Origin of the sequence: Serratia sp. JSRIV004, from assembly GCF_019968705.1 — a bacterium.
Lineage (GTDB): Bacteria > Pseudomonadota > Gammaproteobacteria > Enterobacterales > Enterobacteriaceae > Chania > Chania fonticola_B.
This window is the reverse complement of record NZ_CP074140.1, coordinates 1758711-1783700: the sequence shown is the minus strand read 5'-3', so window position 1 is coordinate 1783700 and position 24990 is coordinate 1758711. Positions and strand designations below refer to the sequence as shown.

The 24990-nt window shown below is 54.9% G+C and carries 25 protein-coding genes; 12 read left to right on the top strand and 13 right to left on the bottom strand.

Translation table 11 applies throughout. The features are described from left to right. Positions 1 to 2: 2 nt before the first annotated feature. The 4 genes from hcaB to hcaE are packed head-to-tail and all read right to left on the bottom strand — an operon-like array spanning position 3 to position 3011. Positions 3 to 815 carry a 3-phenylpropionate-dihydrodiol/cinnamic acid-dihydrodiol dehydrogenase gene (gene hcaB, locus KGP21_RS08555; protein ID WP_209528583.1) on the bottom strand — a complete coding sequence of 271 codons (813 nt, stop codon included), beginning with the start codon at positions 813 to 815 and terminating at the stop codon, positions 3 to 5. Continuing rightward, positions 815 to 1132 carry a 3-phenylpropionate/cinnamic acid dioxygenase ferredoxin subunit gene (hcaC, locus tag KGP21_RS08550; RefSeq protein WP_037375150.1) on the bottom strand — a complete coding sequence of 106 codons (318 nt, stop codon included), beginning with the start codon at positions 1130 to 1132 and terminating at the stop codon, positions 815 to 817. The genes hcaB and hcaC overlap by 1 nt, the downstream gene beginning before the upstream one ends. Then, positions 1132 to 1653 (bottom strand): 3-phenylpropionate/cinnamic acid dioxygenase subunit beta, encoded by a 522-nt coding sequence (gene hcaF, locus KGP21_RS08545; protein ID WP_071682298.1) that lies wholly within the window; start codon positions 1651 to 1653, stop codon positions 1132 to 1134. The genes hcaC and hcaF overlap by 1 nt, the downstream gene beginning before the upstream one ends. Then, the gene (gene hcaE, locus KGP21_RS08540) at positions 1650 to 3011 is read right to left on the bottom strand and encodes a 3-phenylpropionate/cinnamic acid dioxygenase subunit alpha (RefSeq protein ID WP_209528578.1); all 1362 of its coding nucleotides are present in this window, start codon (positions 3009 to 3011) and stop codon (positions 1650 to 1652) included. The genes hcaF and hcaE overlap by 4 nt, the downstream gene beginning before the upstream one ends. Positions 3012 to 3147: 136 nt before the next feature. On the opposite strand from hcaE, the gene hcaR reads away from it, so the two are divergent. Beyond that, positions 3148 to 4029 carry a DNA-binding transcriptional regulator HcaR gene (hcaR, locus tag KGP21_RS08535; RefSeq protein WP_223537945.1) on the top strand — a complete coding sequence of 294 codons (882 nt, stop codon included), beginning with the start codon at positions 3148 to 3150 and terminating at the stop codon, positions 4027 to 4029. A 62-nt stretch (positions 4030 to 4091) separates the two neighbouring features. On the opposite strand, the gene KGP21_RS08530 is transcribed toward hcaR, so the two are convergent. After that, a complete protein-coding gene (locus tag KGP21_RS08530; RefSeq protein WP_021805361.1) occupies positions 4092 to 5036 on the bottom strand; it encodes a DMT family transporter in 945 nt (314 codons plus the stop codon). Positions 5037 to 5196: 160 nt separating this feature from the next. Here KGP21_RS08530 and KGP21_RS08525 point away from each other — a divergent pair, with 160 nt between their 5' ends. After that, positions 5197 to 5685: a YbaK/prolyl-tRNA synthetase associated domain-containing protein gene (locus KGP21_RS08525; protein WP_223537942.1), complete on the top strand. Its 489-nt coding sequence runs from the start codon at positions 5197 to 5199 to the stop codon at positions 5683 to 5685. Between the two features lies 1 nt (position 5686). Here the strand turns inward: KGP21_RS08525 and KGP21_RS08520 are convergent, their stop codons facing one another. From KGP21_RS08520 to nrfA, 7 genes are read right to left on the bottom strand one after another with little or no spacing between them, the layout of a single operon-like run. Then, on the bottom strand, positions 5687 to 6268 hold the full coding sequence (locus tag KGP21_RS08520) for a heme lyase NrfEFG subunit NrfG (protein ID WP_223537940.1): 582 nt from the start codon (positions 6266 to 6268) through the stop codon (positions 5687 to 5689). Then, positions 6265 to 6651 (bottom strand): cytochrome c-type biogenesis protein CcmH, encoded by a 387-nt coding sequence (locus KGP21_RS08515; protein ID WP_223537937.1) that lies wholly within the window; start codon positions 6649 to 6651, stop codon positions 6265 to 6267. The genes KGP21_RS08520 and KGP21_RS08515 overlap by 4 nt, the downstream gene beginning before the upstream one ends. Beyond that, positions 6639 to 8336 (bottom strand): heme lyase NrfEFG subunit NrfE, encoded by a 1698-nt coding sequence (nrfE, locus tag KGP21_RS08510; RefSeq protein WP_223537935.1) that lies wholly within the window; start codon positions 8334 to 8336, stop codon positions 6639 to 6641. The genes KGP21_RS08515 and nrfE overlap by 13 nt, the downstream gene beginning before the upstream one ends. 31 nt (positions 8337 to 8367) lie before the next feature. Continuing rightward, complete coding sequence (nrfD, locus tag KGP21_RS08505) at positions 8368 to 9315, bottom strand: cytochrome c nitrite reductase subunit NrfD (RefSeq protein WP_021805366.1); 948 nt, start codon at positions 9313 to 9315, stop codon at positions 8368 to 8370. Beyond that, positions 9312 to 9983, bottom strand: a complete 672-nt coding sequence (gene nrfC, locus KGP21_RS08500; RefSeq protein WP_021180036.1) for a cytochrome c nitrite reductase Fe-S protein — start codon at positions 9981 to 9983, stop codon at positions 9312 to 9314. The genes nrfD and nrfC overlap by 4 nt, the downstream gene beginning before the upstream one ends. Next, on the bottom strand, positions 9980 to 10549 hold the full coding sequence (gene nrfB, locus KGP21_RS08495; protein ID WP_024486114.1) for a cytochrome c nitrite reductase pentaheme subunit: 570 nt from the start codon (positions 10547 to 10549) through the stop codon (positions 9980 to 9982). Before nrfB ends, nrfC begins: the two co-directional genes overlap by 4 nt. 42 nt (positions 10550 to 10591) lie before the next feature. Beyond that, positions 10592 to 12001, bottom strand: coding sequence for an ammonia-forming nitrite reductase cytochrome c552 subunit (gene nrfA / locus KGP21_RS08490; protein ID WP_306459511.1), 1410 nt, complete (start codon positions 11999 to 12001; stop codon positions 10592 to 10594). A gap of 451 nt (positions 12002 to 12452) precedes the next feature. Here nrfA and KGP21_RS08485 point away from each other — a divergent pair, with 451 nt between their 5' ends. From KGP21_RS08485 to KGP21_RS08475, 3 genes are all read left to right on the top strand, one after another. Then, positions 12453 to 13091, top strand: a complete 639-nt coding sequence (locus tag KGP21_RS08485) for a TetR/AcrR family transcriptional regulator (RefSeq protein WP_021805370.1) — start codon at positions 12453 to 12455, stop codon at positions 13089 to 13091. A gap of 3 nt (positions 13092 to 13094) precedes the next feature. After that, positions 13095 to 13889, top strand: coding sequence for a CPBP family intramembrane glutamic endopeptidase (locus tag KGP21_RS08480; protein WP_223537934.1), 795 nt, complete (start codon positions 13095 to 13097; stop codon positions 13887 to 13889). Positions 13890 to 13989: 100 nt separating this feature from the next. Beyond that, on the top strand, positions 13990 to 14763 hold the full coding sequence (locus KGP21_RS08475) for a MipA/OmpV family protein (protein ID WP_223537933.1): 774 nt from the start codon (positions 13990 to 13992) through the stop codon (positions 14761 to 14763). A 166-nt stretch (positions 14764 to 14929) separates the two neighbouring features. Here KGP21_RS08475 and KGP21_RS08470 read toward each other — a convergent pair whose 3' ends face one another. Beyond that, the gene (locus KGP21_RS08470) at positions 14930 to 15859 is read right to left on the bottom strand and encodes a LysR substrate-binding domain-containing protein (RefSeq protein ID WP_021180041.1); all 930 of its coding nucleotides are present in this window, start codon (positions 15857 to 15859) and stop codon (positions 14930 to 14932) included. A gap of 375 nt (positions 15860 to 16234) precedes the next feature. Between KGP21_RS08470 and KGP21_RS08465 the strand changes: the two genes are divergently transcribed. From KGP21_RS08465 to KGP21_RS08435, 7 genes are all read left to right on the top strand, one after another. Further along, positions 16235 to 16840 (top strand): ankyrin repeat domain-containing protein, encoded by a 606-nt coding sequence (locus tag KGP21_RS08465; RefSeq protein ID WP_223537932.1) that lies wholly within the window; start codon positions 16235 to 16237, stop codon positions 16838 to 16840. 144 nt (positions 16841 to 16984) lie between these two features. Next, positions 16985 to 17773, top strand: a complete 789-nt coding sequence (locus KGP21_RS08460) for a DUF2877 domain-containing protein (protein ID WP_245208602.1) — start codon at positions 16985 to 16987, stop codon at positions 17771 to 17773. Further along, positions 17733 to 19280: an acyl-CoA synthetase FdrA gene (gene fdrA / locus KGP21_RS08455; RefSeq protein WP_209528558.1), complete on the top strand. Its 1548-nt coding sequence runs from the start codon at positions 17733 to 17735 to the stop codon at positions 19278 to 19280. Before KGP21_RS08460 ends, fdrA begins: the two co-directional genes overlap by 41 nt. Continuing rightward, positions 19280 to 20698: a DUF1116 domain-containing protein gene (locus KGP21_RS08450; RefSeq protein WP_209528556.1), complete on the top strand. Its 1419-nt coding sequence runs from the start codon at positions 19280 to 19282 to the stop codon at positions 20696 to 20698. The genes fdrA and KGP21_RS08450 overlap by 1 nt, the downstream gene beginning before the upstream one ends. 121 nt (positions 20699 to 20819) lie before the next feature. Beyond that, positions 20820 to 22406, top strand: coding sequence for a xanthine permease (locus KGP21_RS08445; RefSeq protein ID WP_209528554.1), 1587 nt, complete (start codon positions 20820 to 20822; stop codon positions 22404 to 22406). 171 nt (positions 22407 to 22577) lie between these two features. After that, positions 22578 to 23528: a carbamate kinase family protein gene (locus KGP21_RS08440; protein ID WP_209528552.1), complete on the top strand. Its 951-nt coding sequence runs from the start codon at positions 22578 to 22580 to the stop codon at positions 23526 to 23528. Between the two features lie 13 nt (positions 23529 to 23541). Further along, the gene (locus KGP21_RS08435) at positions 23542 to 24936 is read left to right on the top strand and encodes an amidohydrolase family protein (RefSeq protein ID WP_209528551.1); all 1395 of its coding nucleotides are present in this window, start codon (positions 23542 to 23544) and stop codon (positions 24934 to 24936) included. Positions 24937 to 24990 lie beyond the last annotated feature (54 nt).

The following is a 24990-nucleotide window of genomic DNA, read 5'->3' as shown; positions in this document are numbered from 1 at the left end:
TCCTATAGCTGCAATCCACCCGCCACGTGGCGAATACCCCGAATGGCCAGGCCCGCATCGGCATTGATCATCACGCCGCTCAACGTCCGGTTGTTACGGCGCGAGGCCAGCATCAGGTAAGGGCCGGTAAAATCTTCCGGCGCAGGGGAAAATTGCAACGGCAAAATGGCGGCAATCTTTTCCGGCGTCAGCGATTGCATAATCGAGGTGTCGTGCTGCCCAAGCGCCTGTGGACCACGCAAGTCACTGGCCATGCCACAAGGCCCGACGCCATTGACCCGAACCTTGGGAGCCAGTTCATAAGCCAACTGACGGATCAGCCCTACGTCAGCATGCTTGCTGGCGGTATACAGCGGGCCGCCGCCGCCGGGATACCAGGCCGCATTGGAAAGCGTGAAGATCATACTGCCGCAGGAGTGGATCAATGCCGGAGCGCTGGCTTTGGCGCCCAACAGATAGCCTTTGACGTTAACGGCAAACAGCTCGTTAAAGCCGGACTCCAACTGCTCCGCCGGTGTCGCCAGCAACGAGGCATTATGATCCCAGATACCGGCATTGCCGATAAAACAGTCCAGACGCCCAAAGCGGGACAGCGCCATCTCCACCGCACGCTGATTATCGGCAAAGGAAGTCACGTCACCCTGCACAGCCACAACCTGCTCGCCAAACTGCTGCTGTAACCGGCTGACCTTTTCCGCTGAACGTTCCAGGGTCGCCACCCTGGCACCCTCCTCGATAAAGCGCGCCACCAGAGCCAGCCCCAAGCCTGAGCCGCCACCGGTTATCAGCACTACGTCATCTTTAAGATCGGACATCAGACGCCCTCCGGTAAATCGATAAACACGGCCCCCTCTAACACGGTGACCTGGTAGGTTTGCAGCGACTCCGTGGCGGGCATGCACAATGCTTTACCGGTCTTCAGGCAAAAGCTGGCCGAGTGCAGTGGGCATTCCACGGTCGCGTCATCCTCGATATAGCCCTCAGACATCGACGCATTGCCGTGGCTGCAACGATCGTTGATCGCGTAATATTCACCGCCCACGTGAAACAACGCGATCGTCGGCTCAGTATCGAGCCGGAGAGCTTCCCCCTCCGGCAACGCCCCAACAGCACAAGCATGGATTCGTTTCATCAGAACAGGATGCTCATGTTGTGGGAGGTGATAACCGCCTGATCGAGAATGATTTCACGCCCACACAGTCCCCAGCCCTCCTCGGTTGAACGGCGGCGCAGCAGATCGGTACGGGTGCCAACGTAGATGGTTTCATCACGCTCTTTTTGCGACCGGTAAAGCAGGTAGTTCACTCGCACGGAGAACACATCGGCCTGTGCCGTTTCGCTGATAATGCAGTTGTTGACCATATGCCGAGTGCGGGACGGCGGCTCTTCAGCCCAGGCCATCCCGGTTTCCAGGCGGGCGATCCGGCGTTCAAGCTGTGATTTGGTGTCGTTGAAAATCCAGGTGGTCGGTGGTTGAACGCCTTTGCGCCGATCGCGAGTCTGGGCATTAACCCTAGTGCGCATGGTGTAGCTCAAATCATCGTCAAGCAGTTCTAGCCAGGCACGGAACGCCCAATCATCTAACAGGGCGGCTTCGCGGTAGAGAAACTGGGTAATCTGATGCTGGAGTTCCATAGAGATCGGATGGCTCATTTCATCACCTCCTGCTGGTAGGCTGCGGTTTTCTCTTGGACTTCCTGCCAGGTATCGCTGCTCAGCAAATCCGCCCAACGTTGGTACATGCCGCGCGCGGCGGTTTCAGAAAAGATGTAGTTGGTAATACCGGGGATACCGTCTTCACGGCGTTTTTCCTGATTCAGCCCCATCTCCAGGCATAATGGATTGTGACGGGCCTGGTGGCCTTTGAGCAGTTTCTGGATCTCAGCCCAGTTTTCCGAATCATCCTGCTCAAGGAAACCGGCAGGGCCAAAGGCTCGAGTGGCGCTATTTTCAAACGCCGCTTTGGTTTCCGGCGAGGCGGCCTTGTCGGCAATGCAGAACGCCCAAACCTCAACCTGATCTGGCCCACGGGGATGCCAGACACGCATAGTGGCGGTGCCATTGAGCCAGGAAAGCGTAGGGAAAATATTGTTATGCCCGGCCAGGCGCAAAGCACGGATCTTGCCCAGACGCTGCTCGGCTTCGGGGTAGCTTTCCCGGTAGTAGCGCGAGACTTCACCATCAACCCACACGTTGGCGTCCGGCTTTTCGGTAAAGAAGAAGCCGCAGCCGTGGCCATCCTGACCGAATTGCACCGCGTCTTTGGCGGTTTCCCACACCGGGCGTGCGGTCTGGTCATTACCCAGTTTTTTATCGCTGCCATCCTGCATGCCGCCCAGTACCTGTACCGCCGAGACATGGCTGAACAGGGCATGATACTGATCGCTGGCGAACTGCTCGGCCGGGAACTTCCAGTTGCAGTTAATTACCCACTTCTGCACGCCACCGACAATTTCGGTGCCGCCTTCCCGCCGATCCAGCAAACCATCCAGATACCAGGCCATATCACCCAGATACTCTTTGAGTGGCGGAGCACTGGTATCCCAGTTGCCAAATATCAGGCCTTTATAGCTTTCGACACCAGGCACTTCCTTCAGCCCCCAATGCGATTTGCACAAGCCTTGTTGATAGGCGCGCGGCTCCAATGGCACCTCAGTCAATTCGCCATCGATGCCATAAGACCAGCCGTGGTAAGGGCAGGTAAAAGCGCGGGTATTGCCGCTGTCTGCGTAGCTGACACGCATCGCACGGTGGCGGCACTGGTTGAGAAACGCCTTGATGGAGCCATCTTTCTGACGGATGACGACTACCGCGTCTTCACCCATGTAGGTGTTAAAGAAATCGCCGGGTTTGGGGATCTGACTTTCATGGGCCAGAAACAGCCAGCAGCGGCCAAATATACGCTCAAGCTCTAATTGATAAATGTCCGGATCGGTGTAGATCCGTGGCAGAACTTGTCCATTCCGGGTGTCGATCAGGCTATAAACATCTAATTTTGCGTTGGTGGTCATATTATTTGATCCTCATCCAAGAGATGTATTGACCTTCGTAGGGGTTACGCAAAGGATGTTGCTTTCCAGTTACTATTTTGTGAAATAGTAAAAAACGACCGTACCAGACATTTTTTCTATGATGGGAGAAAAAGGCATGGAGCTAAGACACTTACGTTATTTTGTCGCGGTAGCCGAAGAACTCAATTTCACCCGGGCCGCCGAGAGGCTACATACGTCGCAGCCCTCATTGAGCAGCCAGATAAAAGATCTTGAGGGTTGTGTCGGCGCGCCATTATTAATAAGAAATAATCGTCAGGTTTCGCTAACCCGCGCCGGAGAGGTGTTTTTACATCAGGCGATCAATATTCTTGAATTGTCAGAGCAGGCAAAACAGCTGGCGCGTAAGGCCATGGAGCAACAGGTTCGGCTGATCATTGGCTTTGTACCCTGTGCGGAAGTGAATATCCTGCCCGACGTTCTGCCCCAGTTACGCCTGAGGCTACCGGCGTCCAGTATCGAACTGGTGAGTATCATTACCACTCAGCAAGAAGATAAGTTATTGAAAGGAGAAATTGACGTTGGTTTTATGCGCCGTCCGATTATCAGTAATCAGCTGAACTACCGGGTGGTTTATCGTGAGCCCTTGGTGGTGGTGATGCCCATCGATCACCCACTGAGTAAAGAATCGCAGCTAGAACCGCATCATCTTGATGGCGAAAATTTTATCAGCACCGATCCGGCCCACTCCGGCGCGTTGTACCAGATGGTGACAGCCTATCTCGCCGAGGCCCGGTGCAAGCCCAAGATCGTGCAGGCAGCGACCAATATTCTGGTCACCATGAATCTGGTGGGAATGGGGCTAGGCTTGTCCATTGTGCCGCGCTATGTCAGCCATTTTCAGTCATCGAACGTGGTCTTCCGCCCGCTACCGGCCAGTGCACCGCAGATCGAATTATTGATGGCGTGGCACAGAGAGAACAGCAGCGCGGCGCTGGCACAAATGATTGATCTGGTGGAAGAGCAACCTGAGGTTTAGCCGCATCCAGTCCTTTTTTGCACTCTCAGAACCCACTACTTAGGCGGGTCTTTGAGAGATTGCTAGGCGACAGCTTCGCGCTTTTCCTTACGCACCACGTTGACCCGCCAGATGCCAAAGCACACCAGCACCAGCGCCACGGCATAACGCCATTCCATGATGCTTTCCTGTAAGAAAATGGCCGACAGCACCGCGCCGGAAACCGGGATCAGGAAGTTGAACGGCGCAATCATGCCCACGCGGTTATATTTCAGCAGCAGGCTCCAGAGCGCAAAAGCGACCGATGACAGCAGCGCCAGATAGCTCAGGATCGCCACCGATGCCCAACCGTGGAACTCTAACCGTCCCCCCGCCAGATATCCCCCTACCGTCAGCATCACGCCGCCGATGGCCAGTTGCCAGCCGGTCATAATAGTCGGATCGACGGTCTGCGAAATGCGTTTGCCATACAGCGTAGCGGCCGAAAGGATAAACGCAGCGATCACCACAAAACCGTCCCCCAGCCAGCTAAAGCTGAAGTCCATCAGTTGACTGTTGAAGTTCACCACCATCACCCCGGCAAAACCCACCACGCAGCCGACGATTTTATTCATGCTAAGACGATCGTTTTTATAAATGAAATGCGCCAGCAACACGCTAAAGAAGGTGCCGGTCGCGTTCATGATCGATCCTTTTACCCCAGTGGTGTAGGCCAGACCGATATAGAAGAAAACGTATTGCAGCGCCGTTTGCGTGCTCCCTAACACCACCAACTGTGAATACTGGTGCCGTGACAAACGGCCGATGGGTTTACCCTGCAAGATGGCAAACAGCAGTAGCAAGGCCCCGGCAATCACAAAGCGGTAACCGGCAAAAACGATCTTGCCGGGGAGATCGTCGGTGGCGATCTGGAAAATGTCATAACCGTTTTTAATTGCCGGGTAGGCACTGCCCCACAGCAAACAGCAGAAAGCCGCACACAGCCAGACGAACTTCGGCTGGGTAAACAACGACAGGTTAGTCTTCACGCCCCTTTCCTTTCAAAAAATTAAAATCCCGTTTCATAATTGCGTATTATCCGTCAAAACAAAAAAATAGCCCGCTGTTTAATCAATAATTTGGCTGATCTCTTCGCCGTCACAACGCGTTATGATAGGGCAGGATAATCAACACTCAGGAGAACATGGCGTGTCTACCGCAACCTTTAGCCGTTTAACTTCCCTTCTTGACCAACACCAAGCCCGCTATCGCGTGGTTGAGCATCCTAAGGCAGGCAAATCCGAAGAAGTCGCCAAGATACGCGGCACCCAGTTGGGGCAAGGGGCGAAAGCGTTGGTGTGCCACGTCAAGGGCAACGGCATCAAGCAGCACGTGCTGGCCATCCTGCCCGCCGACCAACAGGCCGATCTCGGCGCGTTGGCACAGGGTGTTGGCGGGACTCGCGCCTCTCTGGCCAGCCCGGTGGAAGTCGACCAACTGACCGACTGCGTCTTTGGCGCGATCCCGCCGTTCAGCTTCCACCCGGATTTGCTGCTGGTGGCCGATCCGCTGCTGTTTGAGCGCTTTGACGAGTTGGCCTTTAATGCTGGCACGCTGGAGTGTTCGCTGATCCTCAACACTGGGGATTATCAGCGCATTGCTGAGCCTAGACTGGTGAATTTCGTTCGCATGGCGTGATTTATTGTTGGCGCAGTAGCAGCTTGGCCATATTGATGGCCTCAATCAGCTGTGGCCGATTAACCCGTGGTGATTGGCTGTCCAACAGGCGTTGCCACAAGTTTATCGCCTTGGCATATTCCGTATGCAAAAAGGCATCGGCAGCCAGCAGCATCAGCGCCGAGACCTCATCCTTATCCAGTGCCAAGGCCTTTGCTATATTGCTCTCCACCTGTGGGGTAATACGCTGCCCCGCCTGGTAATAAAGCACCGTTGCCAACGCCGAGTACAGTTCGGCATTCGCCCCCCGCAGAGCCAAAGCCCGCTGATAGGCAACCTGCGCATCGGCAAAATTATCGTTAAACAGATAATATTCTGCCAGCTGCGCCCACAACACGCTGTCTTGCGGTGACTGGTCGATCTGTTGCTGTAACTGCTGTAACTCGCTTTCGGCCTGCTGCTGAGGCGTGAGCGGTTGGACAGGCAAGCTGCGCATATGCTGTTCGGCCAACACGGTGGCCGGGCGGCCGCTGGCCACATACCAACCCGCGGTGAGGCCAAGCACCAGCACGATAAACAGCAGAGGGTAAGAGCGCGATTTCATTCCGCTTTCCTCCGCCGCCATAACACCAGCCCGATCGCCCCCAACATCAGCGGTGGCAGCCCCCAAAGTAACAACGTAGAGGACTCAAAAGCCGGTTGATAGCGGATAAAGTTGCCGTAGCGTGCCGTCATAAAATTCATGATTTCCGCCTGCGTTTTGCCTTGTTCGGTCATGGCGAACACCTCATGGCGCATGGCGACCGCCGCAGGGGCATTGGACTCCAGCAGGCTCTGATTCTGGCATTGCGGGCAACGGATCTGGCCTGCCACTGCCAGCGCCCGCTCCTGCATTTCCGGCGAGGTGAATGCCCAGGTATCGACGATCTGGGCCGCCAGCGGCAACGTGATGCTCCCCCACAACAGCAGAGCGATTAACCAGCGCATGCTTGCCTCCTTTGGCAACCGGTAGCCAACACGCCAATCATCATCAGCGCCCCTCCCCACCAGATCCAACGGATGCCGGTCTGTACATAAAAACGCATGGCGTAACGCTGCTCGCCGCTTTTTTCGCCCATCACAACGTACCAGTCATGGAAAGCGTTCCAATCGATGCCGGGCTCAAACATCTGTTGGCGGCGGGCGGTATAAAACCGCCTTTCAGGCGTCAACTGGGCCACGGGCTTGCCATGCCGGGTAACCTCAATCACCGCCTGTTCACTGGTGAAATTAGCCTGAGCCTGCAGATCTACCGAGCGCAGCGTAAATTGGTATCCCGCCAGGCTGACCGTCTCGCCCACGGTGACGTTCAGGCTGATTTCATGGCGTTGCAGCGCCGAACTGGCGATGCCTAATGCCGTCAGCAGCACTCCGGCGTGAGCGATCCACTGGCCATAGCGCCGCCGCCTAAACCCGCCGTAGCACATCAATACCAATCCCAGCAGCCCAAACGGCAGCAGCACCAGATTGAAATAAGGCGCGCCAACCGAGATCTGCCCCCATCCCATCATCCGATAGAGCATCGGGTACAAAGTGCCCACCAGCACGATCAGGGCGGCGGAGCTGAGAAGCAACAACGCGCCGAGCAACGCAGGTTTCACCGGGGACGTAACGGCTTTCCCCCGGTTGGCGCGTAAGGCATAGATTAAAAATGACGACCCGCTAAGAAAGGCAAACAGGATAAACAGCGGCAAGGCGCGCTGCTCATCCAGCGCAAAGGCATGCACTGAAACCAGGATGCCAGAACGCACAATCAGGGTGCCCAACAGGCTGAGAACAAAGGTGCCCAGCGTCAGCAATAGCGACCAATGCCGCAATCCTCCGGTACGCTGGCCGACCGCCAAACTGTGTAACAAAGCGGTCGCGGTCAGCCAAGGGAGCAGTGAAGCATTCTCCACCGGATCCCAGAACCACCAGCCGCCCCAGCCCAGTTCGCTGTAAGCCCACCAGGACCCCAAAATGATCCCGGCAGTGAGGAAACACCAGGCCGGTTTGGCCCATCGCAGGCACTGCCCGGCAATCTCGGCGCTAAACTCCCCTTGCAGCAAAGCAGCCAGCATCAGAGCACTACAGGTGGCAAACCCGGCATAGCCCAAATAGAGCAGCGGAGGGTGCAGGATCAGGCCGATATGTTGCAGCATCGGGTTCAGATCGCGCCCTTGAAGCGCGGCGGGAAAGAGCCGAACGAAAGGATCGGAAAAGAACAGGATGAAAAGCAGAAAACAGCCGACGATCAGCGCCAGAATGGCCAGCGTGAGCGGCTGTAGTGAGCGTACCGATTTGGGGCTGAATAAGGCAAAGCAGGCAGACCAACCGGCCAGGCACAGCAACCAGAGCAGCAGCGAACCTTCGTGCCCACCCCACAGCGCCCCGGCCTTCATCAACGGTGGCAACTGGCTGTGACCATGTTGGGCTACGTACATGACCGAGAAGTCATTACTCAAAAACAGCTGTAGCAGAATGGCGAAAGACAGTGCGATTAACACAAAAATGCTCAGGCTCCAGCCACGCGCTGGCAACAGCCCACCCCAACGGCGATCCATCAACGTCAACAGCGTGATGCCAGCCAGCAGCAGCGACGCCGTGCAGGCCAGCAATAACGCAATAAATCCCAGCTCGGGTAACCACAACACATCTACCGCCTTATTCTGCTACAACATGCCTTCAAGCTACTGTCATCTGCCCGGCATACAGAATGAAATAACGCAGCAACAGCACGCCACACAGGCTAGCGCCGCTGATCAACAGGATATGGAAACGCGCTTTCCCCCAGCCCAAGGCCTTCAGCAGCAATGGCATAATCAGCCCACAGCCGACGACGCCCAACCAGAACCACCAGGACCAGAACCCACCGCCAAGCGCGGCCGACAAGGCACGGAGTTTGCCGTCATCCCCCAGCCACAGGCCGATGAAGAACGCCGCCAGCAGGAAGATCTCCAGCCACACCACCGGCGTCTCCAGGCGATGCAGGAAATGCACTTCCCGGCTGTGCAGATGACCTTTAGGGCCGCAGGCCGCCACCAGCAGTGCCACCGCGATCCCGGACGAAACGCCCGAGAACAGGAACAGCACCGGTAACAACGGGTTATTCAGCATCGGGTACGACTTCAGCGCCGAAAGCAGGAAGCCGGTATAAGCCCCCAACAGCACCGCCAACACCAGCATCACCGTTTCTATTGGCCGCAACAACGGCAGCAAGCGCTGCAGCAGGCGCGGGATCAGCGCCAACTTTGGCAACCAACGCTGTTGTAGCGCCGCCACCTCGTCACGGAAAATCAGCGCCAGCCAGACCACCAACACCACCATGTAGACCTGGAACAGCATCACCCCCATCGACATCACCGAGGTGAAGCTATAGTGGAACATCAGTTTCCAGAAGGTCCACGGACGGGTCAGGTGGAAAATCAGGATCACCAGCCCAAGCATGACCGAGGTTGGCGCGACAAACAGCGTGGTCAACATTACCCGGCTGTTAGAGGCCCCCTCCTCTGGATGATAGCGGCGCAACAGAATAGCCAGGGTGACCAGACCGGCGGAGATGCCGATCAGGAACAGGTAAATCGCAATGGGCCAGTCCCAGACCAGAGAGTCAAAATGAAAGGCAGAAGTCATTGACTTGTCTCCCCATATTTAAACGGCACGCGATACATTTTTGGCCGTGTCCCTAACGCTATCTTGTAGCGATAAGTGGTCTTTTGCTGCAACAGACGCGAAATATCACTGTGCGGATCGTCGAGATTGCCAAAGGTTAATGCCTTGGTGGGGCACGACAATACACAGGCTGGCTGCTTGCCCTGACGCAGGTTGGTCTTGCGGCAAAAATCGCATTTATCCGCCGTTTTGCTCACCGGATGAATAAAGCGTACCCGGTAAGGGCACGCAGCGATGCAGTATTGGCAACCGACACAGAGATCCGGGTTGACGTCGACAATGCCGCTGGCGGCATCGATAAACGAGGCACCCGTTGGGCAGACATGTACACAGGGAGCGTCATCGCAATGCTGGCACGAATGGCGGAAAAACCGGTACTTCACGTCCGGAAATTGGCCTATCGGTTCGCTACGAACGATCTCCAGGCGTGAAACGCCCACCGGCACCTGATTGACTTCGCGGCAGGCATCGATACAGGCGGTACAACCGATGCAACGCGACTCATCGTGGATCATGCCGTAACGGATGCCATTGACGTTCATGGTGCGCGCCAGCAGCTTTTCCGCCAGGGTCGAGCCAGCCGCCAACACGCCAATACCTACGATAAAACGGCGCCGTGAGCAGCTCATGGCTGCCCCTTATCCAGCCTTACGGACGCTGGATTAAACGCGGGATCATCCTGTTGTTGACGGTGGCAGTCCACGCAGAGCTTGATGCGCCCCTTGTCGTTCAGCCCTTGTACCTTATCTTGCTGCGGGTGCAACGTATGGCAGCTGGCGCAGCTCACCTTGGCCAAATGTACATCATGTGGCCAGAAGGCTTTTTGCAACGTCTCCGGCAAGTGGCAAGACATGCAAACGCTGTTTTGCTGTTCCACGCCGAACATGGGCTCGTTGAAACGCATCACATCCTTCACGCCCTCACGGTGATGCAGCGAAGGTGAGCCGTGACAGTTGGTGCAGGTCAGCGGCAATTTGTTATTCGGGTTAATGGCTCCCGCATGTTTACCGTGCATCGCATTCTGTTGCGGCTTGTGGCAGCGCAGGCAGGCCTCATCCGGATTACGTTGCAAGGTGACTTCCGCCGATTGCTGTTGAACCGCGGGGCTGTCGGTCTGGGCCGATACCGGTAATACTGTCAGCCAAAGGCTACAGGCAAGCACCCCGGTAGTTAATAACGAACGCAGTACGCTCATATTGACTCCATTTGTTTACGCCCCACACACGGGGCGGAGGGGTTATTTGCCTAACAGCCCGGTTTTACGTGCCTGTTCTTCCCACTGCGGTACCACCGTCTTGAGGAATTCCTGCTTTTCGGCGTTCAGCTGCGGCATGTCCATACCCAGCGCCAACTGTGCCTTTTCCTTGGTGGAGATGTCCGGCAGCTTGACTTCGGTGGTGATGCCCTTGGTCGCTAACAGACGGATCAACTGAGTACGAGCCTGCGCCGCCTGATCGAGCGCGGTGCCCAAAATGCGCAATGCCACTTCTGGCGCATGCATTTGAATACCGTGGGAAGCGATGGCAAAGTCCCAACGCCACTGTGCATGACGGATATGGGTCAAGATAGGCTTCATCTCGGCTTCGGTCGCTCCGGCATCCCAGGCCGCTTTCGCTTCAAAGTGCGCGTGAACCAGTTGGTCTTCTACCTTCAGCTTGATCTCGTTGATATCCTGCTTACGTTTTTCGACCACCGCCTGCATGCTGGCTTTATCCTGGGTGTGGCAGTTCTTACAGGTTTGTTCGAAGTTATCGAACGGGTTGCCAATTTTGTGATCGGTATAGATCTTGCCTTGGGCGTTTTGCACTTTCGGCATATGGCAGTCGATACAGGTGACGTTGTTCTTGCCATGAATACCCGCGCTCCAGGTTTCATATTCTGGATGTTGGGCTTTTAGCATTGGCGTCTTGGACAGCGGGTTGGTCCAGTCGGAGAATTCGATATTGTCGTAATACACTTCCATGTCATCGACCGTGGTGCCCTTGTCCCAAGGGAATTTCACCGCTTTGTCTTTTCCATCAAAGTAATACTCAACGTGGCACTGCCCACACACCATGGATTGCTGATCGAAGCGGCCGGCCTTGTCAAACGGCTTACCTATCGTTTCCATGGCACGAGCCGCGTAAGGGCGGGAAAGGTGTAACGCAGGTTTACCAGCGGCAAAATCAGCGGAAGCGGTATTGTGGCAATCAGCACAGCCGAGGTTATTGACGATTTCCGGCCCGCCACGCGCCCATTTACCGTGGAAGTAGGCCGCTTCGCCCTGTTCGGCGATCACCCTGGCAACGTCCGGGCTTTTGCAGCTCCAGCAGGCCATTGGCAACGGCCCATCTTCTGCCGTTTTCGGTGCACCGGTACGCAAGGATTCACGAATATCCGTGATGGCATAGGCGTGACCACGTGGTTTGTTGTAATCCTTGGCAAACGGGTACCCGGCCCAGAGAATAACCAGGCGCGGGTCGCCAGCCAAAGCGTCTACCCGATCGGACTGCTCGGAGGTCGCCTGCCAGGACTTATATTGGTCAGGGTGAGGTGCAGAGAAGGTTTCATTCTTGGCTTCAACCTTCTGCGGTGTGGCGGCAGGTGTCACCTCTGCCTGTACCGAGAAAGAGAGAAAAACCGCGTACATCCCTGCCAGAAATAGCATCAATAACTTGCTTACCTTATTCATAAGCATCCCATCCATTTTGCCTGCTTGAGAGCAGTGCTTTTATTAGTCGTTAAGTTCTTGTTAGAACAGATTTTCGCCATTACACCGTGCGTAGGGATACCATAGACCACACAAAAAATGTTGTCTTTGGTCAAGTTCCGGCAGGTTGTTCAGTTGTTGATTGAATTTTGCGAGGCAGCGCAAACTCGAACTAACTCTAATGAGTTATTGAAAGATAAGGGGTTGGATGGGGAAACAAAATGATGACACGTACTCGATGTTACTCCTCCCCCCCCAAAAAAGGAGAGGGACGAGTTCGGATCGGTAGTCAGAATCTGCGGCATGTTGCCCCTGGCCATCGCGTGCAAAAAAACCGCATTTTTCAATTGACTGACCGTCAGTCAATTACTACCGTAGCGCTACTCCATACAAAAAAGAGGGATTTAATATGGTACGTACAGTGAAAACACCAGAGGTGCGCCGGGCTGAAATTTTGCAGGCGGCAAGCGAGCTGTTTCAGGAAATCGGTTATGAGTCGACCTCTGTTGATTCCATCGTCCGCAGCGCAGGTATCGCCAAGGGGACGTTTTATTACTACTTCAAATCCAAAGATGAAGTCCTGGCAGCGCTGGCACAGCAACTGTGTGCCGAGATGGTTACCCGCTCACAAATCATTGCTGACGATCCGCAACTGGGGGCGATTGAAAAGTTCTGCGCCATCATAGCCTCGCAGAATCAAACCGTAGAAGCCGGGCAGGCTTTGGTTGAGGACTTACACCGCCCAGAGAACCGCGCATTGCATGAGCGCAGCAATATTGAAACGGTGTTGGCCTTTGGGCCAATTCTTGCGGCAGTGGTCGAGCAGGGAAACCAGGAAGGTGTTTTTCAGGTTGATGATCCGCTATCGACGGTGCAGTTCATTCTCGCCGGTTCGCTGTTCCTGTTCGGCCACCAGATGTTTAGCTGGACGCCAGAAGAGCAAGCCGCACGTATGCAGGCCATGTTGTTGCTGATTGAGCGCGCCTTCGGTGCCGTTGCCGGGTCTTTTGCCGCCGTATTAGGAGCCAGTATCCAAGGAGGGGAATAAGCTATGATCCCGGTGATCCGTTATTCTCCGCTACGCTTTTTTGGTCTGGTTTTTGCGTTTTCATGGTTACCGTGGGCCATAGCAGCCTATCTGAGCCATTCGCCGGATAGGCTGCAGTCGACGCTATTCATGGCTCTGCTGGGATTAATTGGCCCAGCCCTGGCAACAGGGGTGATGATATGGACGGCCCAAGACCGGCGGTTGTGGAGGGATATTCGCAGCAGAGTATTTTCTTTGGCAGGGATAACGCTGGGCCGCACGCTAACCCTATTGGGATTAATTCTGCTGCCGTTACTGACGGCCATTTGGCTGTCAGTGCGGCTAGGTTTGGATACCACCCAGTTTGCTTTTTCCAGCGGCTTTCTGCCCATGCTACCGCTGGCACTGATCGCCTCGATACTGGAGGAACTAGGCTGGCGCGGTTATGGCGTCGATAGCCTGAGGAGCCGTTGGCCAATGCTGTTGCCCACCTCGTTGATATTTTTTGGGCTATGGGCACTCTGGCATTTACCCTTATTCTTTATTGCAGACACCTATCAGCATCAACTATGGCAGGCCGGGGGAATATACGTTACCAACTTTTTTATCAGCATGTTTCCTGCCGCCGTGCTGGCCAATTGGTTCTACTATCGTTGTCAGCGTAGCATTCCGGCAGCCATTTTATTTCACTTTACCCTGGTGATGGCGGCAGAGCTTATGCAGGTTGCACCGCTGACCAAATGTATCTGGACGGCCCTATTATTGTTGATAGCCACTTTACTTATTGCCATTGAACAAGAGCTATTTTTTAAAGAGTAAGTAACATTACGTCATTAACACCTTAAAAAGAATTAAATTTCAGTTATCAGATTATTAGCGGCTGATGGCAACCTTTTGACCTAAATCTGGGATATCTATCATGATAGAAAATAATTTTATATCTTTTCGCAAGCCACTTTTCTCAGTTAATGCCCTATCGCTGGCGGCCATATTATTAACGGGCAATGCCTATGCTGGCGACTGGTCGGTAGGCGCTGGCGTTCTGGCAGAACAGTTACCCTATCGCGACTATGACGCACAATATATACCGCTACCGATTGTGACTTATCAAGGAGAGCAGTTTTTTATTAATAGCCAAGGGATCGGCATTAATCTATTGAGTTCAGAAAAGCACAATCTGCATTTGGCAGTTAACTACTCCCCGCTAAGCTTTAAGCCTGCGGATAGCGACGATCCGGCGATGAAGAAGCTGGACAAGCGGCGAGCGACCGCCATGGCAGGCATCGGTTATCAGTATCATGCCGATTGGGGGAGCCTCAACGCTGATATTGCTACCGACGTGCTAGGCTATAGCGATGGGGTGATTGCCGATGTCGGCTATCAGTACCGCTTCCAGTTTGGCAAATTGCAGCTGGTACCCGGTTTCGGCATGCGCTGGCAAAACCGCGCCTTCAATAATTACTATTTTGGTATCAACGAAGGGGAATCACAGCGCAGCGGGATGCCACAATACCGGGCGAAAAGTGGCGTCACATCTTACATTTCTCTCGCCAGCTATTATGCCATTAATAACGACTGGCAGCTGTTCCTGATGGGATTTAATGAGCAGATGAGCGACACGGTGAAAGATAGCCCGATGACCGACCGTGATTATAGTATCAATGCCGTGGCCGGTGTTTTATATAGTTTCTGATCGACATATTATTTGATAATAACCAGCGATGACTCCCAATACTCATTTATGGGAAGGGACTGTTTTCGCCATAACCCACTGCACCTTAATTTGTGACTAGACAGCTTTTAAGGTGCAGTTTACTTTCTGCCAGGGTAAGGGGGTTTTACGCATCAAGATACTCACATCACTCCCGATAGAGCAAATCCCCATAAATCCCAGTCAGCACCCCACCCGGAGCAAACTGCTTTTTGATCCACTGGGTCACCTGCCCGGTTGCCGCATGCTGTGTCGCCAGCAACATGCTGGAATCCTGCCGTGGGTTATGAATGGCGCGGGTCGCCAATAGCCCTTCCGCTACCGGCTCACGCGCCATATATTCCGGCAGGAATCCAATCCCCTCCCCTAAAATCTGGCATTGGCACTTGGTGTTAAAGTCCGGCACCAGGATTGCTTCCTGCCCGTGCAGCAACCAGCCCACCTTCTTGTTGATGGTATGCGCAGTGTCTTCCACCATGATGTTGGGATAAAGCCGTAGCTGGCTCTCGGAGATCGGCTCTGGCATAAACGCCAAGGGATGATCGGGCGCAATGGCGAACACCCAACGGATGGCGCCGATTTCGGTGTAATCAATGCCGCCGCCGTCCAGTAACGTATCCGGTGCGCCAATGGCGATATTGGCCTGGTTGTTGATGATGGAATCCCAGACGCCGTTGTATACCTCGGTGGTCACCGTGATATGGCAGGTGGGGAATTGCTTCTTCAGCACCTGTAACAACCGAGCGGTATGCCGTGGGGTATAGAGCAACTGATTGATACAGATGCGCACACGCGCCTCTATGCCCTGAGAGATGGTATCAATACCGCGCTTGATGGCATGGAAGTCGTTGAGCAGGTCGGTCGCTTTACGGTAGAAGTAAAAACCGGACTCGGTGAGTTCGATGCTGCGCGTGCTGCGGTTAAACAGCACGACGTCCAGCCCGGTTTCCATCCGTTTGATGGTATAGCTGATGGCCGAAGTCGTCAGATCCAGCTCTTTGGCCGCCTTGCTGAAGCTGCCAAAACGCGCCGTGGTGGTAAATGCCAATAGGTTTTCTTCGGTAAAAATAGAATTCATGACTCCTCCTCCCCCCTGGGCGCATTGTTGAATGTATTTGTAAATCCTATGACACGCAACCAGTATTGAACAAAATTTAACACTGCCATTACAACTGATTTGAAGACAATCACACTTCTGATTATTAGTTTGGAGCCTGATGTGGCGGGAGGTGACAGCCCATTGCCCGCAGAGACGTTTGCCGCGACAAAAGGCGTAAAACATAAGAGAAAGATTGCGCCGACGCACAGTTTGCCTTTATTGTTGAATTACTTTCAATAATTACACCCTTTGCGATGAATGATTCTTAAGCGGATGTTTTTATCCAGCATCTGTTGCTATTCTCAGTAGCAATGAAAGCATCCAAAGCCCACTGGAAAAATAGGGAGCTAGAATATGTCTGATAAAGCGCTAATCACAGAATTTCTTTTTGCGGCGGAACAGGGCGACAGCGACGCGCTAAAAAGCTGCCTGAGTAAAGGGGCTGATATCAATGCCACCAACCGCCAAGGCCGCACCGCAATTACGCTGGCCAGCCTGAATAAACATTACGACTGCGTGGAATTATTAATCTCTGCCGGTGCCGATATTGATAAGCAGGATCAGACCTGTTTTAACCCCTTCCTGCTGAGCTGCCTGAATAATGACTTAACGCTGCTACGCCTGGTATTGCCAGCCCACCCGGATTTGGATCGCTTAACACGCTTTGGCGGTGTGGGTATTACCCCAGCCAGTGAAAAAGGCCACGTCGACATTGTGCGTGAATTATTGACGCGTACCGAAATTAACGTCAACCACACCAATTTTGTCGGTTGGACGCCGCTGCTGGAAGCTATTGTGTTGAATGATGGTGGTGCGAAACAGCAAGAGATTGTCAAATTACTGCTCGATCACGGTGCCAATCCGCATATGACCGACAAATATGGTAAATCTCCCCTGACGCTGGCCCGTGAAAAAGGCTATCACGAAATTGCTGAACTGCTGGTTGCCGCCGGCGCTTAACAGAGGAGAAATGCCATCGCACAGCCGCAGCGGCAGTGCATTACAGCGTTATCGGCGGAGGTGGCGTTCCCCCGCCAGCGGCTAAGTGGGCAGGTCGAACAGGTTTTTTCTCGCGCGGTAAACCTGTTCGTTCCCGAGCAGAACATGCTCTACACGTTATTAAGCGACGAGTACGATAACGCCCCCAATAGTTGCCGCATAGCGCTCAGGCACTGTGACCAGATATTTAGCCCAGGAGATCGCGTCGAGTTTTCTCAGGGTGGCATTGAAATAGGTCAGCATAGTTGGATTGATTTTTCCCACTGTCAGACATGGCAACAGCCTGACCTGTATTTAACCGAAGCAAGCAGAGCATCTATTGCTTGGCACCAATGGGGGGCATGCATTAACCAACAGGCTTCATCCGGTAATTCGCTGTTTAATTACCGTGGCGAGAATATATTTTATCGGGAAATGGCCAGATTATTACAACTGCATCGTGATGCGTTATTTCTGGCGATACGGCGCAATGAAGTTCCCGACGAAGCCTTACATTCCCTCATTGGTTTGGGAATTGGCCTGACGCCTTCTGGTGATGATTATCTGGTTGGGCTTTGCTCTATATTACTGCTACCCGGCCATCCGGCACAAAAATATCGCAGTATTTTTCTGGCGGCGCTGGAAAATGCGCAACATAAAACCACGCTGCTAAGCGCTATTACGTTAGAGGCGGCAATCAATCAGCGTTACCGACAAGTGATAAGTCACCTGTTAGAAAAATTAGTGCACGACGAACGTCACCTTATTATCGATACCATTAACAAGATTAAACAGATCGGTTCAAGTTCGGGTTGCGACATGCTGTATGGCATGGCCGATGCCTGCCTCTTGACCTCATATTTTGGAGAAAAATATGTCCATCAGGATAGTGGTAAAAAACAACACCTGGTTTGACTCTGTTTCGCTGATGTCTATTTCCACCAAAGCGAACAAACTTGAAGGCGTTGAACAAGCGTTTGTGGCCATGGCCACGGAGATGAACAAAGGAGTGCTGGAAAACCTGGGCTTGTTAACCCCAGAGCTGGAAGCCGCCAAAAACGGCGATCTGATGATCGTGATTAAGGGGGCCAGCGATGAAGCTAACGAGGCCACCCTACAGGCGATCGAAGCCTTGTTCACCCACAAAGATAAAGGTGGCCGCCACGAAGCGCGCTATGCCACTCTCGCCAGTGCGAAAACGCATATTCCGGAGAGCAACCTCGCGGTGATCTCGGTAAACGGGTTGTACGCGGCACGTGAAGCCCGTCAAGCGCTGGAAAACGATCTCAACGTGATGCTGTTCTCCGATAACGTCTCCATCGAGGATGAATTGGCGCTGAAACAGTTGGCGCATGAAAAAGGCCTGCTGATGATGGGGCCAGACTGCGGCACCGCCATCATTAATGGCACCGCTTTGTGCTTTGGTAACGCGGTTCGCCGTGGCAACATCGGTATTATCGGCGCATCCGGCACCGGTAGCCAGGAGCTGAGCGTGCGTATCCATGAGTTTGGCGGCGGCATTTCGCAGCTGATTGGCACCGGCGGGCGCGATCTGAGTGAGAAGATTGGTGGCCGGATGATGCTGGATGCGATAGCGATGCTAGAGAACGACAACGATACAGAAGTGATTGTACTAGTCTCCAAGCCCCCTGCCCCAGCCGTGGCACACACCGTGCTCGAACGTGCCCGTGCCTGCCGTAAACCCGTAGTGGTTTGCTTCCTTGGGCGCAATGAGCCACCAGCCGATGAGCCAGGATTGCAGTTTGCGCGTGCAACCAAGCAGGCAGCGTTAAAGGCCGTGCTGCTTACCGGCATCAAAGAAGAGTCTCTCGAGCTGCATCCACTGAACTGGCCGCTGATTGAAGAAGTGCGTGCCAAACTGACACCGCAGCAAAAATACATTCGCGGTCTGTTCTGTGGCGGCACCCTGTGCGACGAAGCGATGTTTGCCGCACTGGAAAAATACGACGACGTCTACAGCAATATTCAACCTGACCCGGCCATGCGCCTGAAAGACCTCAACCGCAGCGTGGCGCACACCTTCCTCGACTTTGGCGATGACGACTTCACCAATGGCAAACCGCACCCGATGATCGACCCAACCAACCGCATCCAACGTCTGTTGCAGGAAGCGCGCGATCCCGAAGTCGGCGTGATCGTGATGGACTTCGTGCTTGGCTTTGGATCTCACGAAGATCCGGTGGGCGTAATGATCGAGGCGATCAAAGAGGCTAAGGCGATTGCGGCCAGCGAGGGCCGACCGTTGGAGATCCTCGGCTATGTGCTAGGTACCGATCTCGATACGCCGTCGCTACAGCAGCAGTGCCAGATGCTCACCGATGCGGGCGTGATCTGGGCTAGCAGCAGCACCAATACCGGATTGCTGGCGCGTGAATTTGTCTGTAAAGGAGGGAAAGCCTGATGAGCCACTCATTATTTAACCAACCGCTGAACGTTATTAACGTCGGTATCGCCATGTTCAGTGATGACCTGAAAAAACAGCATGTGCCAGTAACCCAGCTCGATTGGACTCCGCCAGGCCAGGGCAATATGGCGGTGGTTGAGGCGCTCGATCAGATTGCCTCCCCAAGCCTTGCCGAGAAAGTGGCTGCCGCCAACAAACTGGCGCTGGAACGCATTATTCAGTCGCATCCGGTGCTGGTAGGTTATGACCAGGCAATCAACGTCGTCCCAGGGATGACGCGCAACACCATTTTACATGCAGGCCCGCCGATCACCTGGCAGAAAATGTGCGGTGGGATGAAAGGCGCGGTCACCGGTGCGCTGGTGTTTGAAGGATTGGCAGCCAACCTCGAGGAAGCCGCAGAACTGGCCGCCTCCGGCGAAATCATCTTCTCGCCGTGCCATGAGCATGACTGTGTCGGTTCGATGGCGGGTGTGACGTCTGCATCGATGTTCATGCATATCGTAGAAAACAAAACCTACGGCAACCGCGCTTATACCAATATGAGCGAGCAGATGGCGAAGATCCTGCGCATGGGAGCCAATGACCAGAGCGTGATCGACCGCCTGAACTGGATGCGCGATGTGCAAGGTCCGATGCTGCGCGATGCCATGAAGCTGGCCGGTGAGATCGACCTGCGGCTGATGCTGGCGCAGGCGCTGCATATGGGCGACGAGTGTCACAACCGCAACAATGCGGGTACTACGCTGCTGATCCAGGCGCTGACGCCGTGGATTATCCAGGCGGGCTACCCGGTAGAGCAGCAGCGCGAAGTCTTCGACTTTGTCGCCAGCAGCGATTACTTCTCCGGCCCAACCTGGATGGCGATGTGCAAAGCGGCGATGGATGCGGCACACGGCATTGAATACAGCACCGTGGTCACCACCATGGCGCGCAACGGCGTTGAGTTTGGTTTGCGCATCAGCGGGCTACCAGGCCAGTGGTTTACCGGCGCGGCACAGCAGGTTATCGGCCCGATGTTTGCAGGCTATAAACCGGAAGACTCGGGGCTGGATATCGGCGACAGCGCCATCACTGAAACCTACGGCATTGGCGGTTTTGCCATGGCGACCGCTCCGGCCATCGTCGCACTGGTAGGGGGCACCGTGGATGAGGCGATTGATTTCTCGCGTCAGATGCGTGAAATCACCTTGGGCGAAAACCCTAACGTCACCATTCCCCTGCTGTCGTTTATGGGGATCCCAACGGCGATCGATATTACCAAGGTCGGCAGCAGTGGCATCCTGCCGGTGATCAACACCGCCATTGCCCATAAAGATGCGGGGATTGGCATGATCGGTGCCGGGATTGTCCATCCACCGTTTGCCTGTTTCGAGAAAGCAATACTGAGTTATCGCGACCACTACTGCCAATAAAAAAATAACGGGGCTAACCCAGCGTTAGCCCCACCTGACACCAGAGAGTTGTTCACCTGCAGGACCAATGGCGATCCCGTGGATCGTCGAGAGTTGTTAAACGACCTGTGAAGGATTTTCCATGAACAAAATGAAATTAGAATGGAAACGCGGTGACTGGGCAGCCTACTTCGGGCTGATGACCAATAACCTGACCAACCTGCTCACCATGATGGGGCTGCTCATCTTCGTAGTGGGTATCCCAAAAGAGATCGTCTACGGGCGCATAGCCCCGGCCTTTGGTCTGGCCGTGATGATGGCCAGTATCTGTTACACCTGGTTTGGGCTGCAAATGGCTCGCCAGACCGGGCGGAGCGATGTGACCGCGCTGCCGTCTGGCCCGAGCGCACCGTCTATTTTTACCGTGACCTTCCTGGTGCTGATGCCGGTTTATCAGTCCACCGGCGATGCGGACTTTGCCATTTCGATCGGCCTGGTGTGGTGCTTTGTTGAGGCACTGATCCTGGTGGGCGGCTCTTTCCTCGGCGAAACCATCCGCAAGATGATCCCGCGCACCGTGCTGCTCTCCTGCCTTTCCGGCTTGGGGCTGTTGCTGCTGGCGATGAACCCGATGCTGCAAGCGTTCGAAGCGCCAACCGTTTCGTTCATCGTGCTGCTGCTGATCTTTATCAACTGGTTTGGCAAAAAGCCCATATTCGCCCGCATTCCGACCGGTTTGCTGCTGCTGATCGCCGGTACCGCGCTGGCGTGGATCTCCGGCCTGCAAAGCCCAGATGCGATTAAAGCCTCGATGTCTTCCTTTGGCTTTAACCCGCCAGGATTCCATGTCGACAGCTTTATGCAGGGCCTGCCACACGCGCTGCCGTATCTGGCCTCTGCCGTCCCGCTGGGGCTGGCGAACTACATCTTTGACCTGGAGAACATCGAGAGTGCGCACGCCGCCGGGGATGAATACAACACCCGCAAAGTGATGATGGCCAACGGCCTCTCCTCTATGTTCGGCTGCCTGCTGGGCAACCCGTTCCCGGTGACCGTGTATGTTGGCCACGCCGGTTGGAAAGCCATGGGGGCCAGCATTGGTTACACCTTGGCGTCCGGCGTGACGATGTTCCTGGTACCGCTGTTCGGGCTAGGTGCCTTTATGTTGGCGGTGATCCCGATGACGGCGATCGTGCCTATCCTGGTGTTTATCGGCGTGGTCACCGCCAACCAGGTGGTGAGGGAAACGCCGAAAATCGAGGTCCCGGTGATCTTCATCTGTCTGTTCCCGTGGATCGCCAACTGGGGATTAACCGTGGTTAACAGCGTGCTGGGTGCGGCGGGCACCTCAGGAGCCAAGCTGGGCGCAGAGTTGCTGCATAGCAAAGGTGTGTATTACCAGGGACTGGTGCATTTGGGTAGCGGTGCGCCGCTGGCCAGTATGCTTTGGGGATGTGTCGCGATTTTCGCCATCATCAACAAACCGCTGCGTGGTGCGGTAGCGGCGGCAACCGGTGCACTGCTGGCGCTGTTCGGCGTGATCCATGCGCCAGCCGTGGGCTTTGCCGAGGGAAGCTCATTGCTGTTCACGCTGGCTTACCTGATGATGTCGGCCATGTTTGTGGTGAAGCATTTTCTCGATAGTCGTGAAACGGTGGCCGCCCCGGTACAAGAGCCCCCTCACCCCAACCCTCTCCCACAGGGAGAGGGAGCTGCCCGGCATCTTTGATAAGGCTGTGCGGCTTCGGAAAGTAGGGCATAAGAACAAGAAATACAAGGTATTACACAGGGCAATCAGCACACTCGATCGGTTCCCTCTCCCTGTGGGAGAGGGTTAGGGTGAGGGGCAATCACCAGCTCCCGCCCCTGTTTAAACGGCCTTTTTAATCGGAAAACCCAGATGAAAGAACTCGTCGTCGTCGCCATTGGTGGCAACAGCATTATCAAAGACAACGCCAGTCAGACCGTAGAACATCAGGCCGAGGCGGTGAAAAAGGTCGCAGACTCGGTGCTGGAGATGCTGGCATCGGATTACCACATCGTACTCACCCACGGCAACGGCCCGCAGGTGGGGCTGGAGTTGCGCCGTGCCGAAGTGGCTCACGAACATGAAGGGCTACCGCTGACCCCGCTGGCCAACTGCGTGGCGGATACCCAAGGCGGTATCGGCTACCTCATTCAGCAGGCACTCAACAACCGCCTGGCGCAGCATGGCGGGCAGAAAGCGGTAACCGTCATCACGCAGGTTGAAGTGGATAAACAGGATCCCGCCTTCACTAACCCCACTAAACCTATCGGCGCTTTCTTTAGCGAACAACAGCGCGATGCGTTATTGCAGCAATACCCAAGCTGGCGGTTTGTCGAGGACTCTGGCCGCGGCTATCGCCGGGTGGTCGCCTCACCGGAACCCATCAGGATCGTGGAAGCCGACGCAATCAAGGCACTCACGCAGCAAGGGTTTGTGGTGATCGGCGCGGGTGGCGGTGGCATCCCTGTCGCGCGTGATGCACAAGGGGATTACCAAAGCGTCGATGCGGTGATCGATAAAGATCTCTCCACTGCCCTGCTCGCCAGGGAAATCCGCGCCGACGTGCTGGTGATCACCACTGGCGTAGAGAAAGTGTGCATTCACTTCGGCAAACCGAATCAGCAGGCGTTAGGCCAGGTGAACGTGGCCCAAATGACCCGCTATATGGCAGAGGGGCACTTCCCTGCTGGCAGCATGCTGCCGAAGATCGTCGCCAGCCTGGCGTTCTTGCGCGATGGCGGCAAACGCGTCGTCATCACCTCGCCGGATTGCCTCCCCGCCGCACTGCGCGGTGAAACGGGCACCCATATCGTTAACCTCTGAGAGGGAAGAACAGATGAATGAGAACAAAAGCCGCCGTGAGTTTTTGAGCCATAGTGGCAAAGTGGCTGCGGCCTGCGCACTATTGGGTGCAACCTCCTCCGTCGGTTATGCTGCTACCCCGGCAACCGCGAACTGTGAGACGGACCAGCGCATGAAAATTAGCGACAAACACTATTATCTGGATAACGTACTGCTGGAGGCGGGTTTCGAATTTGACGGAGCAACACCGGTCAGTACCCACACCGAACTGAAAACGCTGGAAATCAACCAGGGCAAGATCGTTGCCCTGCGCGATAACCGCCAGCATGCGGACAGTACGCTGCCGGTCTACGACGCTGGCGGCAAACTGATGCTGCCCGCCATGCGTGATATGCACATCCATCTGGACAAAACCTTTTACGGCGGCCCATGGCGTTCGCTGAATCGCCCGGCGGGTACCACCATCAAGGATATGATTCGGCTGGAGCAGAAACTGCTGCCGGAGCTGCAACCTTACACCCAAGAACGGGCCGAAAAGCTGATCGATCTGATTCAGTCCTACGGTTCCACCACCGCTCGCAGCCATTGCAACGTTGAGCCAACCTCCGGTCTGAAAAACCTGGAGAATCTGCAAGAAGTGCTGGCACGTCGCAAGTCTGGCTTTGACTGTGAAATTGTCGCGTTCCCACAGCATGGCTTGCTGTATTCGAAATCAGAGCCGCTGATGCGTGAGGCAATGCAGGCAGGAGCACATTACGTCGGTGGCCTGGACCCGACCAACGTCGATGGCGCAATGGAAAAGTCGCTCGATAGCATGTTTCAGATCGCGCTGGATTATAACAAAGGGGTGGACATCCACCTGCACGAAACCAGCCCGGCAGGCATTTCGGCGGTGAACTACATGGTGGCAACCGTCGAGAAAACGCCACAACTCAAGGGCAAACTGACCATTAGCCACGCCTTTGCGTTGGCGATGATGAATGAACAGCAGGTCGATGAAATCGCCACCCGCATGGCGGCGCAGCAAATCACTATTGCCAGCACGGTACCGATTGGCACTATGCATATGCCACTCAGCCAACTGCGCAAGAAAGGCGTGTTCTTGATGACCGGCACCGACAGCGTGATCGACCACTGGTCGCCGTATGGCCTGGGTGACATGTTGGAGAAAGCCAATCTCTATGCCCAGCTCTACATTCGCCCGAATGAGGGAACCTTATCGCGCTCGCTGGCTATCGCCACCGGTGATGTCTTACCGCTGAACGATAAGGGCGAACGCGTATGGCCGAAAGCCCAGGACGATGCCAGCTTCGTGCTGGTTGATGCTTCCTGCTCCGCCGAGGCGGTAGCGCGTATTTCCCCAAGGACCGCCACGTTCCATAAGGGCGAGATGGTTTGGGGTCACGTTGGGCAAGGGAGCAAGGCTTGATATATTGGGTTACTGTTGTTCATGGTGACGACTAGGGGCGCTGCATGCAGCGCC